The organism is Pseudonocardia sp. HH130629-09 (assembly GCF_001294645.1).
In the GTDB taxonomy this organism is placed as follows: domain Bacteria; phylum Actinomycetota; class Actinomycetes; order Mycobacteriales; family Pseudonocardiaceae; genus Pseudonocardia.
Genome location: NZ_CP011868.1, coordinates 3,252,495 through 3,266,605, shown reverse-complemented (window position 1 = coordinate 3,266,605; position 14,111 = coordinate 3,252,495). Strand labels below are relative to the sequence as shown.

Here is a 14,111-nt window from a genome sequence, read left to right as displayed (position 1 = left end):
GAGAGGACGCTGTGACGCTGCGACGAGAGCCGCGGCGACGAGAGCCGGGGTGACGAGCTCGGCGTTCAGACCTCGACGAGCACCGTGAACGGCCCGTCGTTGACCGACCCCACGGCCATCCGCGCCCCGAACTCGCCCGTCCGCACCGTCGCGCCGCGCCCGCGCAGCGCGGCCACCACGGCGTCGACGACCGGCTCGGCGTCCTGCGGGCGCGCGGCCGCCGACCAGGACGGCCGGCGGCCCTTCCGGGTCTCGCCGTACAGGGTGAACTGGCTGACGACCAGCAGCGGGGCGCCGGTGTCGGCGCAGGACAGCTCGCCGCCGTCCGCCCCGGTGAGGATCCGCAGCTCGTGCAGCTTGCGGGCCATCGTGTCGACCTTCCGTGCGGTCGCGGCGGGGTCGGTGCCGACGTCGTCGACGTGCACACCGAGCAGCACCAGCAGCCCGGGCCCGATCTCCCCGGACACCCGCAGCGGTGTGCCGTCGGGCGCCTCGACCGTCACCGACGCCCGCCGCACCCGCGCGACGACGGCCCTCACCCGACCGGCCCCGACGGCGACGCGGCCGCGGTCCGTGCGGGCACCGGGTGCGGCCAGCCGTCCACCGGCTGCAGGAGCCCGTGCCGCACGAACTCGCGCACCGCGGGCAGGGTCGCCGCGACCAGGACGTCGGTCGGCAGGTCGTGGGCGTAGGACAGCAGCGCCAGCAGCTCCGACAGCGGCAGCTCGCCGCGGCAGCCGGCCAGCAGCGCCGCGGCCGCGCCGTCGACGGGGTGCTCCCAGCCGGGGCCGCCCCAGCGGCGCACGGTGGTGGACAGCTCGGCCCAGCCGCCGTCGGGGTCGACCGACGACGCCGACTCCAGCACGGTCTCCGGGGCGAGCAGCAGCCGCGCGCCCAGCAGGTCCTCGTCGCGGGTGTGGGCGCGCAGCCAGTCGACCCGGTCCAGCCAGCCGGTCATCTCCCGGCCCAGTCCCTCGCCCAGCTCGCCGGGCAGGTCCTCGACCACGACGGTCGGCTCGGCCTCGGGGTCGGAGGTGCGGCGCAGCATCAGGAAGCCGAACCCGACCCCCTCCACCCGCTCGGCGGCCATCCAGTCCAGCCAGGCCCCGGCCTGCTCGCGCGCCGCCCGCGAGCTCGGGACCAGCCCGGCGTCGCGCTGCCAGGTGCCCACGTGCAGGCCCGGGTCGACGACCTCGCGCTGCAGCACCCAGGCGTCGACGCCGTCGGGCAGCCAGGAACGCACCCGGTCCGGCCAGTCCTCGCCGCGCACGTGCAGCCACGACCCCAGCAGCTGCGCGACCCCGCCCGGGTTGAGCAGGCCGGGCAGCTCGCCCAGCAGCGCGGCCAGCGCGGAGTCCCCGGCGGTGCCGGAGTCGCGGTAGACGTAGTCCACCCGTGGCGGGCCCGGCACGAACGGCGGGTTGGACACCACCTGGTCGAAGCGCTCCCCGGCCACCGGGGCGAACCACGGACCCTCCCGCAGGTCGACCTCCACCCCGGACAGCCCCAGCGACAGCCGGGCCAGCGCCAGCGCCCGGGGCAGCACGTCGGTGGCGGTGACCCGCATCGCGTGCCGGGAGCCGTGCAGCGCCTGCACCCCGCAGCCGGTGCCCAGGTCGAGCAGGGTGCCGACCGGGCGGCGGACGGTCGCCGCGGCCAGCGTCAGCGACGCCCCGCCGACGCCGGTTACGTGCTCGCGGTCCTGCCGCGCGGCGGGGGTGTCGATGTCGGACACCACCCACCAGTCGGTGCCCGGCTCGCCGTCGGCGCCGGTGCCCTCGCCGTAGGGGCGCACGTCCAGCGCGGCCCGGATGCCGTCGGGGGTGCGACGCAGGATCCTGCCCTCCAGCAGCGGGTCCAGGTCGCCCAGTGCCGCGGTCACCGCCGGCTCGGGTTCGGTGTCCTCGAGCAGGAACAGCCGCACCAGGGTGCCGAGCTCACCGCCGTCGCGGCTGGCACGGGCTGCGGGCTCCGGTTCGCCGCGGGTCAGCGCGTCGTGCGCGGAGCGGCCCAGCAGGGCGCGCACGCCGTCCGGGGTGTAGGCCGCGTCCAGCAGGCAGCCGCGGACGCGTTCGATGGCACCGGCGTCGAGATGGGGGAGCACCCCGCCATTGTCGCGTGCCATCCTGTGCGGCATGAGCGGGATATGCATCGCCCAGGAACCGGAGGCCGACGCGCTGCTGGAACGCGAGCCCCTCGCGTTGCTGATCGGCATGCTGCTCGACCAGCAGATCCAGATGGAGGTCGCGTTCCGTGGCCCGCTGAAGCTCTACGAACGCCTCGGTGGGCTCGACGTGCGCGTCATCGCCGACCACGACCCCGAGGCCTTCGCGACGCTCGCCACCACCCCGCCCGCCATCCACCGCTACGGCGGCTCGATGGCCAAGCGGGTGCAGGAGATGTGCCGCGCGATCGTGGAGGACTGGGACGGGGACCCGGCCGCGATCTGGACCCGGCCCGGGGCCGACGGCGCCGCGCCCGACGGACGTGAGGTGCTACGCAGGCTCAAGGCGCTGCCCGGCTACGGCGAGCAGAAGGCGAAGATCTTCCTCGCGATCCTCGGCAAGCAGTACGGGGTCACCCCGGACGGCTGGCGGGAGGCCGCCGGAGACTACGGCGCCGACGGCACCCGGCTCTCCGCGGCCGACGTCGTCGACGGGCAGACCCTCCTCGAGGTGCGCGACACGAAGAAGGCGATCAAGGCCGCGGCGCGCGAGAAGAAGGCCGCTGCGGCGAAGTGATCCGCCGACAGGGCTAGCATCACAGGCGTGCACAAGGTTCCGGAGGCGCTCGCCGGCGCACGCGTGATCGACCCGGACCAGGTCTGCGACGCCGTCGCGGTGCTCGCCGACTCGGAGAAGGTGGCCGAGGCCGCGACCGTCCTGGACGTCCTGGGCGAGGCCAACCGTCTGTCGCTGCTGCTCGCGCTGCAGCACGCCGGGGACCTCTGCGTCTCCGACCTCGCCGTCGCCGTCGGGATGAGCGACTCGGCCGTCTCGCACGCGCTGCGCCTGCTGCGCGCACACGGCATGGTCACCGCCCACCGCGAGGGACGGCTGGTCCGCTACCGGTTGACCGACGGGCTCGCCCGCCGCGTGCTGGAGATCGTGTCGGCGGTCGCCGTCGCCCCGGGCGCGCTGCACGCGCACGGCGCCGACGACGGGGAGGCGTCGTGACCCCCGCGATGATCGAGCAGGTCCGCCCGCCGGTGCCGGCCGAGAAGCTCGACCACGAGATCGCCCGGCTGCTCGACGCCCTCCAGTCGGTCTACGACGACGGCTGGTACCCCGAGCTCGAGGTCGTGCGCCCCTGGTCGACGCACAACCCGCGGATCTCCGGCGAGTTCGCCCGGCCGTGCGCGATCCGCCGCTACCTGCACCGGGAGCTGCGCGGCCTGCTCGCCGCCGGGGCCACCGTCACCGCCCGCGCCGCCCGACCGGCCCGGGCGTTCACCGACCCGGAGTTCTTCGCCGCGCTCGACGAGGACCGCTTCGACCTGCGCGTGAAGAAGCTGTTCCTGTTCGGCCCGGAACGCATGGCGCTCTCGCTCGACCGGCTCTCGCACTACACCGGCACCCCGGCCGAGTCCTTCCAGCGGCACGTGCTGTTCACCAACTACGCCATGCACGTCGAGTCGTTCCTGGAGCGCTTCCCCGACGCCGAGCGGCCCGACCGCGCCGGTGTCCAGATGCCCGCCTACCACCACCCGGGCGCCGACGGCGACGGCGTGACCCTGGTGAACATCGGCGTCGGCCCGGCCAACGCCAAGACCGTCACCGACCACCTCGCGGTGCTCCGCCCGGACACGATGATCATGATCGGGCACTGCGGTGGCCTGCGGAACCGCCAGGAGCTGGGCGACTTCGTGCTGGCCACGGCCTACCAGCGGGCCGACCACGTGCTGGACGAGGTGCTCCCGGCCGACGTGCCGGTCATCCCGAGCATCCGGCTCAACGGCTACCTGATGGACGCGCTCGGCGCGGCCGAGGCGACCTGGCGACCGGGGGTCGTGCACACCACCGACAACCGCAACTGGGAGTTCAACCAGGCCGCGACGCTGCACCGGATGCGGCTGGCCCGGGCCGTCGCGGTGGACATGGAGTCCGCGACGATCGCCGCCAACGGGTTCCGCTACCGGATCCCGAACGCGACCCTGCTGTGCGTGTCGGACAAGCCGCTGCACGCCGAGCCCAAGCTGGCCGGCGGCGCGCGGGCGTTCTACGAGACGAGCAAGCGCAAGCACCTCGGGATCGCGCTGGACGCGCTGGACCGGGTCCGCGCCGAGCACCCCGACGGGCTGCCCGGCTCCGAGGTCCGCTCCGCCGACGAGCCGCTGCTCGGCAACGGGCCCGACGGGGCCTGAGCCGCCCCACCGCCCCCGGCAGGGGTCGGAGCAGCAGGGTCAGAGCGGCCGGGTGTACCCGGCCCGGTCGGGCTGGTAGCCGAACCGCGCCAGGAACGGGTGCGGCCCGTCCCCGGCGGTGTCCCCGGCCCGGGCCAGGACGGCGCCGCGGGCGCGCCCGTGCTCGTGCGCCCACTCCAGCAGCGCCGACCCGACCCCGCGCCGCCGCCACCCGACGGCGACCCGCAGCCCCTCGACCTGCAACCGGGTCGTGCCACGCAGGACGGGCCCGGGCAGGATCGTGAGCTGCACGGTCGCGACCACCCGGCCGTCGCCGGCGCGGGCGACCGCGAGGAACCGGCCGGGGTCGCGGTCCAGGGCGTCGAAGGCCTCCTCGTAGGGCGCGAGGTCCGGGTCGTCCGGGTCGTCCGGGTCGGCGGTGTCCCCGGCGCCCGACAGCAGCGCGACGACCGCGGGGACGTCGGCCCGGGTGGCCCGGTCGACGACGAGCCGGCCCCCGGCCAGCACGACGTCCGCACCCGCCGGGTGGGCGGAGGCCCGGACGCCGTCGACGACCCGGTCCAGCCAGGCGCCGACGTTCTCCCTGGCCTCGTCGGTGTCGGGGTAGCGGCAGCGCAGGTGCAGGCCCGCCTCGTCGAGGATGAACCAGAGCATCACGCCGTCGGCGTCGCCCGCGGAGCTGACGTACTGCGCCTCCAACCCGGCGTGGTCGATGCGCACCGGCAGCCGTCGCAGGTCCAGCCAGGAGATCGCGAACATGCCGGGGGCCTCGGGCATCCCGCCCCAGGGGGCCAGCACGTCGTCGAGCGGCCAGGACCCGAGCCGCACGGCCTCGCGGACGGCGTCGGCGCAGGCCCGCGGGTCCGGGTCGCCCGCGTCGATCACCGCGTTGGTGATGAACCAGCCGACCGAGCCGTGCCAGCGGTCGTCGTAGCGGCTGTGCACCGGGAACACCGCGCGCAGCGGGGCGTGCGCCAGCTCCCGGGTGGTGCGGGTCATGACCGAGGTGACCAACGCCAGCGTCGACACCCCGGATGCGCGTGCCCGGCGTTCGAACAGCGCGCAGTCGTCGACGCCGAGCACGTCGCGCACCTCCACACGCTCCGGGGGAGCGGGGGTGAGCTCCCCGAGCGGCAGCGGGAAGCGGGGCATCACGTCGCCGCCCGCGGCCAGGATCTCCGCCCAGCGCTGCCGGACCTCGTCGGGCGCGGGCTCGCGCTCGGCCAGGGCGGCGGTGTGCTCGGCGAAGGGGCGCACGGTGCCGGCCGGCAGCGTCCCGCCCAGGCCCTGCACGAGGTCGCGCAGGATCACCAGCAGCGACCACATGTCCACGTGGGCGTGGTCGGCGGCCACGACGAGCGTCGGCCGGTCCGCGGTGAGGATCACACAGAGCCGGTGCGAGGGCGCCGCGTAGGGGGTGCAGCGCTCGTCGAGCATCCGCCGGACGGCGTCGTCGACGGCCTGGCCGGGCGCGATGGGGTGGGTGACCCAGCGGCCGGGACGCAGGTCCACCTCGTGCAGCCGGGGACCGGCCGGGCCGGGGGAGAACACCGTGCGCAGCGTCCCGTGCCGGCGCAGCACCGCCAGCCAGGCCTCGGCCAGCGCGTCGAGGTCGACTGCGGGCAGCCGGCAGGTGATCGCCATCCACGAGCCCGGCCGGTCCCCGCGGTCGACGTGGCGGCGCTGGTCGAACGAGACCGGGACCGGGTCGCCCCTGCGGCCGACGGTGACGTCGTAGCCGAGCAGCGTCCCGTAGGGAAGGCGCAGGTGCGTCACGCTCGTCAGCCGCATGGCCATAACCTAGGCCGACGATGATCAGGAGGCGTAGCGCATGGCCACGTTCGGGATCGCCGGGGCGACGCTGGACTTCGACGTACGCGACGAACCCGGCGCTCCGGCGGTGGTGGCGCTGCACGGCCTCACCTCCAGCCGCCGCCGCGAGACCTTGATGCGGCTCGACATCGCCTCCCGGGTCGAGGGCATCCGGCTGCTGCGCTACGACGCGCGCGGCCACGGCCGCTCCGGTGGCACCACCGACCCCGCCGACTACCGGTGGCCCGCGCTGGCCCGGGACCTGCTGGGGCTGCTCGACCACGTCCTGCCCGGCGAGCGGGTGCACGGGGTCGGACCGTCGATGGGCGCCGGGACGCTGCTGCACGCCGCACTGGCCGACCCGGGCCGGTTCGCCAGCCTCACCCTGATGCTGCCGCCGACGGCCTGGGAGACCCGGCGCGCCCGGGCCCGCGACTACGAGCGCTCCGCGCTGGCCGTGGAGGCCGCCGGCATCGGGGCGCTCGACGCCGGCGCCGACGACGCGGATCTCCCCCCGGCCGCCCGGGGCCGCCCGCGGACCGAGCCCGACGTGCGCGCCGACCTGCTCCCGGCCATCCTGCGCGGCGCGGCTGCCACCGACCTCCCCGCACCGGAGGAGCTGGAGCGGATCACGGTGCCGGTGCAGATCCTGGCCTGGACCGTGGACCCGGGGCATCCGGAGTCCACCGCACAGACCCTGCGGGAGCGGCTGCCCGCGGCCGGGCTGTCGATCGCTGCGACCCCGGACGACGTCGTGTGGTGGTCGCGGCTGCTCGCTGCGCGGCTGCGCCGCTGGGAGTCGTTGGATCCCACCGTCGACGGACCCGCGGATGTGCGCGAGGCGCCCCGCGGGCGCCCGCGCAGAGAACGCACAGGGGTGTCACCATGGAGAGGGAGGTGGTTCGACAGTGGCTGACCAGCGACGCGAGGACCCCGTTCTCATCACGGACGCGCAGATGTCCTACGAAGAGGAACTGGAGATCCGCAAGCGGCGCTACAAGTGGACGATGGGCATGCGGATCCCGTGCTTGGTCCTCGCCGGCGTCTTCTACACCTACCCGTGGGTCGCGGTGACCCTGCTCGTGATCTCCGTGCCGCTGCCGTGGATGGCGGTGCTGATCGCGAACGACCGGCTGCCACGCAAGGCCGAGAAGCCCAACCGGCACCGCCAGGGGCACCGGGCCATCGAGGCCCGCCCGCACCCGGTGATCGACCAGGCGGACGAGCCACCGCCCGGTGACGGGCCCACGACGGACGACGAGCAGCCCACGGGCACGGCGGGCGGCGGCACCACCTCCACGCGCTGAGGCCGTGTTCGGGCATCATGGGCGCCATGTCCACGACGACGCTGCCCGAGGTCGACACCCGGCCGGAGACCACCGACAAGACCGGTGACGACCGGCCGGACATGTTCCACTACGTCAAGAAGGACCGGATCGCCGAGAGCGCCGTCCTGGGGAACATGGTCGTGGCACTGTGCGGCGAGACCTTCCCGGTGACCAAGTCGCCCAAGCCGGGGTCGCCGGTGTGCCCGCAGTGCAAGGAGATCTTCGACGGGCTCCCCCCTGGCGGCGGCGACGGCGAGTGAGACCCGCCCGAGGCGGCGCCGAGAGGGCGCCGCGCCTGCGCTGACAGCACGCCGGGACCGGCTCAGCCCCGCGCGAGCAGCAGCCGCAGCGGGGTGGAGCACGGATCACCGGGCACGGCGCGCAGCACGGTCTCGGTGACCATCCCGGCCGACCGGTAGAGCGCCAGCGCCGCGGCGTTGTCCGCGGCCACCTCGAGCCACAGTCGCCCCGTCCCCGCCCACGGTGGCCGCTCGGGGGTCTCCCCGGTCGCACCGGGCACCCCGGCGACGGTGAGGGTGGCACCGAGCAGCGTCCGACCGGCGCCGGTGCCGCGCCGGTCGAGATGGACCACGAGCCGGTGCAGCTCGACGCCCGGTTCCGGGCCGCGTGGCGCGGCCAGCACGACGTAGCCCGCCGGGCCGGGCTCGCCGGCACGTTCCAGGACCAGGTGCATCCGTGCCGGGTCGGCCGCGGCGTCGTCGTGCCACTCCGGTCCGGTGGTGTCGCCGATGCCGGGGGCGCCGTCGTCGAGCGCGGCCAGTGCCGCCGAGTCCGCCGGGCCGCGCCACGGGCGCAGGACCGTGTCGCGGGCCGGGTAGGCGGGCGTCGTGCGTGCACCGGTCGTTCGTGCGGGGGTCACCACCCGGCCATCGTGCGTCCACCCGCGCGGACCCGCTCGGCCGGGGGCCGGGTGGGACCGGGATCAGGACCGCAGGAAGGCGTCGGTCTCCGCGGCGAACGGCTCCGGGTCGAGCAGCAGCTCCAGGTGCCCACCGGTGTAGCGGCTGATCCTGGAGCGGCGGATCCCGCGGTGCAGCATCGTGGCGTTGCCGCGCGGGACGATCGGGTCGTCGTCGCCGGCGATGATCAGGGTGTCCGCGGTGATCGCCGGCAGCAGCGGCAGGCTGGTCCAGCCCGAGAGCGCCATCAGCTGGTAGTAGTAGCCGCGCATCGGGCCGCGCCGGGCGCCCGCGCCGAGTGCCCCCGCGGCCCGTTCCGGGTGGTCGCGCAGCGAGCCGCCGTAGATGCGGGCGGCGACGGCGTCGATGTAGGACGGGTCCTGGTGGCGCTTCGGCGAGGTCATGACGGCCATCACCCGCGGCGAGGCGGGGATCATCAGCGCCCCCGGCCCGGTCGCGACGAGCACGAGCTTGCGGACCCGTCGTCGACGGCTGATCGCCAGCTGCTGGGCCAGCATCCCGCCCCAGGAGAACCCCAGGACGTCGGCCTCGCGCACGCCCAGCTTCGTGAGCACCTGGCCGAGCCGGTGCGCCATCCACGTCAGGTGGTACGGCATCCGCGGCACCGCCGACCCGCCGATGCCCGGCGGGTCGAACCGGATGACGTCGAGGTCCGCGGGCAGCGCCGCGACCAGCGGGTCGAGCACGTCGGTGGCGGCGCCGATGCCGTTGCACAGCAGCAGCGGGGTACGGCGGGGGCCCGGGCCGGAGGCGGGGCGACGTACGACGCGCAGGGCCCGGCCGCCGACGAGCACGTCGTGCTCCTCGAGGCCTGCCCCGCCCACGGGACGGGAGCTGGAAGTGGTCATCACCGCCGAGCCTAGGTGTGATGTCCATGGACGTTGTTCCAGGTTGAGCTGATGACGGCCTGTCGCTGAGACAGGCGAGGACCCCCGGTTGTGAAGTGGAGCTGTCTAGGAACCGCTTCACCAACCGGAGGCCCTTGTGACCCACGCTAACGCTGCGCTGACTCCGCGTGCCCGGCTACGGCTGGCCCGTCTGATCGTCGACCAGGACTGGACCTGCTCCACCGCGGCCAGAATGTTCATGGTCGCCCCTCGCACCGCCCGAAAGTGGGCTGACCGCTACCGCGCCGAGGGCCCGCCCGGGATGGTCGACCGCAGCTCCCGACCACGGTCGATGCCGGCCAAGACCCCGCCGAGGCTGGTGAAGCAGATCGTGCGACTGCGGTGGCACCACCGACTCGGACCAGTACAGATCGGCGGCCGACTCGCTCTCGCCGCCTCGACCGTGCACGCGGTCCTGCGCCGCTGCCGGATCAACCGGCTCTCCCACATCGACCGGGTCACCGGCGAGCCCCTACGCCGCTACGAACACCCACACCCCGGCTCGTTGATCCACGTCGACGTCACCAAGTTCGGCAACATCCCCGACGGAGGCGGACACCGCTTCGTCGGACGCCGACAAGGCGCCCTGAACAAGCGGTCCACTCCCTGTCGACGACGGGCTCAGACTGACCCCCTAGCGTCGGCTTGGGGCCTGTCTCGTGATCGGTGTTTCGGCGTCGTTGCTCAGTAGGTCTCGGCTCCCGGCCAGCGGTCACCGAACGTGATGGCGAACGCGTTGATCACGGGCTTCCAACGCATCGTCCACCTCGTGCGGCCCGTCCCGGTCGGGTCCAGGCTGCGAGTCACAAGATACAAGCATTTCATCGCAGCCTGCTCAGTGGGGAAATGACCACGCGCCCGCACCGCGCGCCGGTAGCGGGCGTTAAGCGATTCGATCGCATTCGTAGAGCAGATCACCCTTCGAATCTCGACGTCGTAGTCCAAGAACGGCACGAACTCTTCCCACGCGTTGCGCCATAGCCGGATCATCGCCGCGTACTTACGGCCCCATTTCTCGTCGAGCTCATCCATAGCGATAAGTGCTGCATTCGGGTTGGGCGCGGCATAGATTGGTTTGATGTCGCGCTTCACCGCGTCCCAGTCCTGTCGACCCACCAGCCGGAAAGTGTTTCGGATCAGGTGCACGACGCAGGTTTGGACAATGGTTTGCGGCCACACGTTGGCCACGACCTCCGGGAGTCCTTTGAGGCCGTCGCAGACCAGGAACAGCACGTCACGCACGCCGCGGTTCTTCAGGTCGACCAGCACGCTCATCCAGAACTTCGCGCCCTCACTGCCGACGCCCATCCACAGCCCCAGCACGTCCTTGCAGCCGTCCACGGTGACGCCGATGGCTGCGTAGACCGGCCGGTTGGCGACCTGCCCGTCCCGGACCTTGACGTGGACAGCGTCGATGAACACCGCGGCGTACACCGAATCCAACGGCCGACCAACCCAGTCATTCATCTCGGCGACGACCTTGTCGGTGATCCGCGAGACCGTCTCCTTCGATACTGACGCCCCATAGATGTCAGCGAAATGTGCGGAAACCTCCCCGGTCGTCATCCCTTTCGCATACAGCGACAGTACGACCTCGTCGACATCTGTGAGGCGCCGCTGACGCTTCTTCACGATCTGCGGCTCGAAAGTGCTGGCCCTGTCTCTCGGAACGTCGATCTCCACGTCACCCGCGGCATCCGAGAGAACCGTCTTCGAGCGGGACCCGTTCCGCACGTTGGTGGATTCCCGGCCGGGGTCGGCCCGGTTCTTGTCGTGCCCGAGGTGCTCGGTCATCTCCTCGTTCAGCGCCGTTTCCAGAACATTCTTGGTAAAGAGCTTCAACAGGCCGTCCGGGCCGGTCAACGCCAGCCCGCGCGCCTTCGCCTCGGCCACCATCGCCGCCGCAGCGGCCCGCTCCGCCGACGCCTGCCGAGCAGGCTTCGGGTCACCCTCGCTTGGATCCACAAGGTCCGATGTCATCACTGTCCGTGCCCATCTCGCCGGACCTCAGCCCGGCGTGTCGGGCCGAAAACACCGATCTTGAAACAGTCCCTCGGCTTGGGATTGACCCCCTCTGCACGACGCTGAGGGGGTGTTGTCGGTGGAGGACTGGGCCGAGATCCGTCGTCTGCATCGGGCCGAGGGTGTCCCGATCAAGGAGATCGCCCGCCGGCTGGGGGTGGCCCGCAACACGGTGCGCTCCGCGTTGCGGGCGCCGGGCCCGCCGAAGCGGGAACGGGGCCCGCGGGGATCGCTGGCGGATGCGGTCGAGCCGCAGGTGCGGGCATTGCTGGCGCAGTTCCCACGCATGCCGGCCACGGTGATCGCAGAGCGGATCGGGTGGGAGCACTCGCTGACCGTGCTCAAGGACCGGATCCGCCAGATCCGCCCCGAGTATGTCGGGATCGACCCGGTCGACCGGGTCGCCTACGCACCGGGCGAGATCACCCAGTGCGACCTGTGGTTCCCCGAGACCACGATCCCCGTCGGCCCAGGCTAGGAACGGGTCCTACCGGTGCTGGTGATGACGCTGGGCTACTCGCGGTTCTTGTCCGCGACGATGATCCCCTCGCGCCAGGCCGGGGACATCCTGTCCGGGATGTGGCAGCTGATCAGCGACGTCGGGCGGGTGACCCGCACGCTGGTCTGGGACCGGGAGTCTGCGATCGGCGGGACCGGGCGGGTCTCGGCACCGGCCGCTGCGTTCGCCGGCACTCTGGCCACCCGGATCCGGCTTGCCCCACCGCGGGATCCGGAGTTCAAGGGGCTGGTCGAACGCAACAACGGCTACTTCGAGACCTCGTTCCTGCCCGGACGTCGCTTCGCCTCCCCAGCCGACTTCAACCACCAGATCGACGACTGGCTGGCCCGGGCCAACACCCGCACCGTCCGAGCGATCGGCGGCCGCCCGGTGGACGTGCTCGCCCACGACTACGCGGCGATGACTCCGCTGCCGCCGCTGGACCCGCCGATCGGGCTGGCCCAGCGGATCCGGCTGGCACGGGACTACTACGTCCGCGTCGATGCCAACGACTACTCCGTGGATCCGCAGATGATCGGCCGGTTCGTCGATGTCGCCGCCTCACCGCGCGAGGTCGTCGTCTACTGCGCCGGCCAGGTCGTCGCCCGTCACGACCGCAGCTGGGCCCGCCACGCGGTGATCACCGACCCGGCGCACCAGCACACCGCCGCGGCGATGCGCCGCGCCCTGGCCCACGACCGCAACACCCGACAGGCCGCAGCACGCCGTCACCTCGACGGCCACCCGGTGACCCTGCGCGCACTGCCCGACTACGACGCCCTGTTCGGTGTCGACTTCGTCTCCACTGCCGAGGAAGCGAGCAGCTCATGACAACCACACCACCGAAGATCACCACCGACCCCGCTGGGAGCTCGGGGCCGGCCGGTCCGGTGCTGGCCGCGGTCCCCGACGGACTGCCGGCGATGATCGCCTACCTGACCCGGGTCCTGAAGACCCCGACCATCGCGGCCAGCTGGGAACAGCTTGCCGCCCAGGCCCGTGAGGAGAACTGGTCGCACGAGGAGTATCTGGGCGCGCTGCTGCAGCGCCAGGTCGCCGACCGCGAGTCCAAGGGCACGGTCATGCGGATCCGCACCGCGCACTTCCCCCAGGTCAAGACCTTGGAGGACTTCAACCTCGACCATCTGCCCTCGCTGCGCCGCGACATCCTGGCCCACCTGGCCACGAGCACGTTCGTCGCCAAGTGCGAGAACGTGATCCTGCTCGGCCCGCCCGGGATCGGGAAGACCCACCTCGCGATCGGGCTCGGCGTCAAAGCCGCCCACGCCGGCTACTCGGTCCTGTTCGACACCGCCAGCAACTGGATCACCAGACTCGCCGCCGCGCACCAGAGCGGCCGGCTCGAGGCCGAGCTGAAGAAGATCCGCCGCTACAAACTGATCATCATCGACGAGGTCGGCTACATCCCGTTCGACCAGGACGCAGCGAACCTGTTCTTCCAGCTCATCGCTTCCCGCTATGAACAAGGCAGCGTCATGGTCACCAGCAATCTGCCCTTCGGCCGCTGGGGCGAGACCTTCTCCGACGACGTCGTCGCCGCAGCCATGATCGACCGCCTCGTCCACCACGCCGAAGTCCTGACCCTGTCCGGGGACTCCTACCGCACCCGCGCCCGACGCGAGCTCCTGGCCAAACACAACCGCGCCAGCAACGACTGACCATCACCACACCACGCCGGGGGTCAGTTCCAATCCGTCGCTACGGGGTCACTCCCAACCCGCCGTTGACACTCCCGGACTGCCCAGGGGAACCGACTACAAGCCGCGCACCGGCAGAGCGTTCGTCCACACCGTCATCGACGACCACTCCCGCGTCGCCTACGCCGAGATCCACAGCGACGAGAAAGCCGACACCGCCACCGGTGTGCTACGCCGGGCCGTGGACTGGTTGAACGCCCGCGGCGTGACCGTCGAACGGGTCCTGTCCGACAACGGCAGCTGCTACCGCTCACACGCCTGGCGTGACACCTGCAGCGAACTGGGCATCACCCACAAGCGAACCCGGCCCTACCGGCCTCAGACCAACGGCAAGATCGAACGTTTCCACCGCACCCTCGCCGACGGGTGGGCATACGCCCGCTTCCACCCCTGCGAAACGGCTCGGCGAGACGCGCTCCCCGGCTGGCTGCACTTCTACAATCACCACCGGCCCCACAGCGCAACCAACGGCCTACCGCCGATCAGTCGCCTGACCAACCTGCCTGGACATCACACCTAGGCGCCGTGGCCGGGCGGTGGG

General features: G+C 72.7%; 13 protein-coding genes and 3 pseudogenes. 10 read left to right on the top strand and 6 right to left on the bottom strand.

Features of this window, described 5'->3' with window-relative positions; genetic code table 11:
- Nucleotides 1-65: 65 nt before the first annotated feature.
- On the bottom strand, nucleotides 66-539 hold the full coding sequence (dtd, locus tag XF36_RS14955) for a D-aminoacyl-tRNA deacylase (protein WP_060712452.1): 474 nt from the start codon (nucleotides 537-539) through the stop codon (nucleotides 66-68).
- A complete protein-coding gene (locus XF36_RS14950; RefSeq protein ID WP_145981372.1) occupies nucleotides 536-2,125 on the bottom strand; it encodes a DUF7059 domain-containing protein in 1,590 nt (529 codons plus the stop codon). Before XF36_RS14950 ends, dtd begins: the two co-directional genes overlap by 4 nt.
- Before the next feature lie 10 nt (nucleotides 2,126-2,135).
- On the opposite strand from XF36_RS14950, the gene XF36_RS14945 reads away from it, so the two are divergent.
- Genes XF36_RS14945 through XF36_RS14935 form a run of 3 tightly spaced genes read left to right on the top strand, consistent with a single transcriptional unit; the run spans nucleotide 2,136 to nucleotide 4,363 of the window.
- The gene (locus XF36_RS14945) at nucleotides 2,136-2,741 is read left to right on the top strand and encodes an HhH-GPD-type base excision DNA repair protein (protein ID WP_020622894.1); all 606 of its coding nucleotides are present in this window, start codon (nucleotides 2,136-2,138) and stop codon (nucleotides 2,739-2,741) included.
- A gap of 27 nt (nucleotides 2,742-2,768) precedes the next feature.
- On the top strand, nucleotides 2,769-3,176 hold the full coding sequence (locus XF36_RS14940) for an ArsR/SmtB family transcription factor (RefSeq protein WP_020622893.1): 408 nt from the start codon (nucleotides 2,769-2,771) through the stop codon (nucleotides 3,174-3,176).
- The gene (locus XF36_RS14935; protein ID WP_020622892.1) at nucleotides 3,173-4,363 is read left to right on the top strand and encodes an AMP nucleosidase; all 1,191 of its coding nucleotides are present in this window, start codon (nucleotides 3,173-3,175) and stop codon (nucleotides 4,361-4,363) included. The genes XF36_RS14940 and XF36_RS14935 overlap by 4 nt, the downstream gene beginning before the upstream one ends.
- Before the next feature lie 39 nt (nucleotides 4,364-4,402).
- Here the strand turns inward: XF36_RS14935 and XF36_RS14930 are convergent, their stop codons facing one another.
- Nucleotides 4,403-6,154: a GNAT family N-acetyltransferase gene (locus XF36_RS14930; protein WP_060714716.1), complete on the bottom strand. Its 1,752-nt coding sequence runs from the start codon at nucleotides 6,152-6,154 to the stop codon at nucleotides 4,403-4,405.
- 40 nt (nucleotides 6,155-6,194) lie between these two features.
- On the opposite strand from XF36_RS14930, the gene XF36_RS14925 reads away from it, so the two are divergent.
- Genes XF36_RS14925 through XF36_RS14915 form a run of 3 tightly spaced genes read left to right on the top strand, consistent with a single transcriptional unit; the run spans nucleotide 6,195 to nucleotide 7,763 of the window.
- Nucleotides 6,195-7,091, top strand: a complete 897-nt coding sequence (locus XF36_RS14925; protein WP_064485434.1) for an alpha/beta fold hydrolase — start codon at nucleotides 6,195-6,197, stop codon at nucleotides 7,089-7,091.
- A gap of 40 nt (nucleotides 7,092-7,131) precedes the next feature.
- Entirely contained in the window at nucleotides 7,132-7,482 is a 351-nt protein-coding gene (locus XF36_RS14920) for a DUF3099 domain-containing protein (protein ID WP_238588886.1), read from the top strand.
- A gap of 26 nt (nucleotides 7,483-7,508) precedes the next feature.
- Complete coding sequence (locus XF36_RS14915) at nucleotides 7,509-7,763, top strand: DUF3039 domain-containing protein (protein WP_043279309.1); 255 nt, start codon at nucleotides 7,509-7,511, stop codon at nucleotides 7,761-7,763.
- A 62-nt stretch (nucleotides 7,764-7,825) separates the two neighbouring features.
- Here the strand turns inward: XF36_RS14915 and XF36_RS14910 are convergent, their stop codons facing one another.
- Both XF36_RS14910 and XF36_RS14905 read right to left on the bottom strand, forming a co-directional pair.
- Nucleotides 7,826-8,383 (bottom strand): GNAT family N-acetyltransferase, encoded by a 558-nt coding sequence (locus XF36_RS14910; protein ID WP_145981371.1) that lies wholly within the window; start codon nucleotides 8,381-8,383, stop codon nucleotides 7,826-7,828.
- A 63-nt stretch (nucleotides 8,384-8,446) separates the two neighbouring features.
- Nucleotides 8,447-9,292 (bottom strand): alpha/beta fold hydrolase, encoded by an 846-nt coding sequence (locus XF36_RS14905; protein WP_060712448.1) that lies wholly within the window; start codon nucleotides 9,290-9,292, stop codon nucleotides 8,447-8,449.
- A 136-nt stretch (nucleotides 9,293-9,428) separates the two neighbouring features.
- Between XF36_RS14905 and XF36_RS30470 the strand changes: the two are divergent.
- Nucleotides 9,429-9,938 (top strand): annotated as a pseudogene (locus XF36_RS30470) (leucine zipper domain-containing protein); the annotation flags it as partial.
- Nucleotides 9,939-10,015: 77 nt separating this feature from the next.
- Here the strand turns inward: XF36_RS30470 and XF36_RS14900 are convergent.
- Nucleotides 10,016-11,227, bottom strand: a complete 1,212-nt coding sequence (locus XF36_RS14900) for an IS256 family transposase (RefSeq protein WP_238589343.1) — start codon at nucleotides 11,225-11,227, stop codon at nucleotides 10,016-10,018.
- Nucleotides 11,228-11,423: 196 nt separating this feature from the next.
- Between XF36_RS14900 and istA the strand changes: the two are divergent.
- The 3 genes and pseudogenes from istA to XF36_RS14885 form a co-directional block, all read left to right on the top strand.
- Nucleotides 11,424-12,683: pseudogene (gene istA, locus XF36_RS14895) on the top strand (IS21 family transposase).
- On the top strand, nucleotides 12,680-13,531 hold the full coding sequence (istB, locus tag XF36_RS14890; RefSeq protein WP_060713594.1) for an IS21-like element helper ATPase IstB: 852 nt from the start codon (nucleotides 12,680-12,682) through the stop codon (nucleotides 13,529-13,531). Before istA ends, istB begins: the two are co-directional and overlap by 4 nt.
- A 70-nt stretch (nucleotides 13,532-13,601) precedes the next feature.
- A pseudogene (locus XF36_RS14885) lies at nucleotides 13,602-14,090 on the top strand (DDE-type integrase/transposase/recombinase); the annotation flags it as partial.
- Nucleotides 14,091-14,111 lie beyond the last annotated feature (21 nt).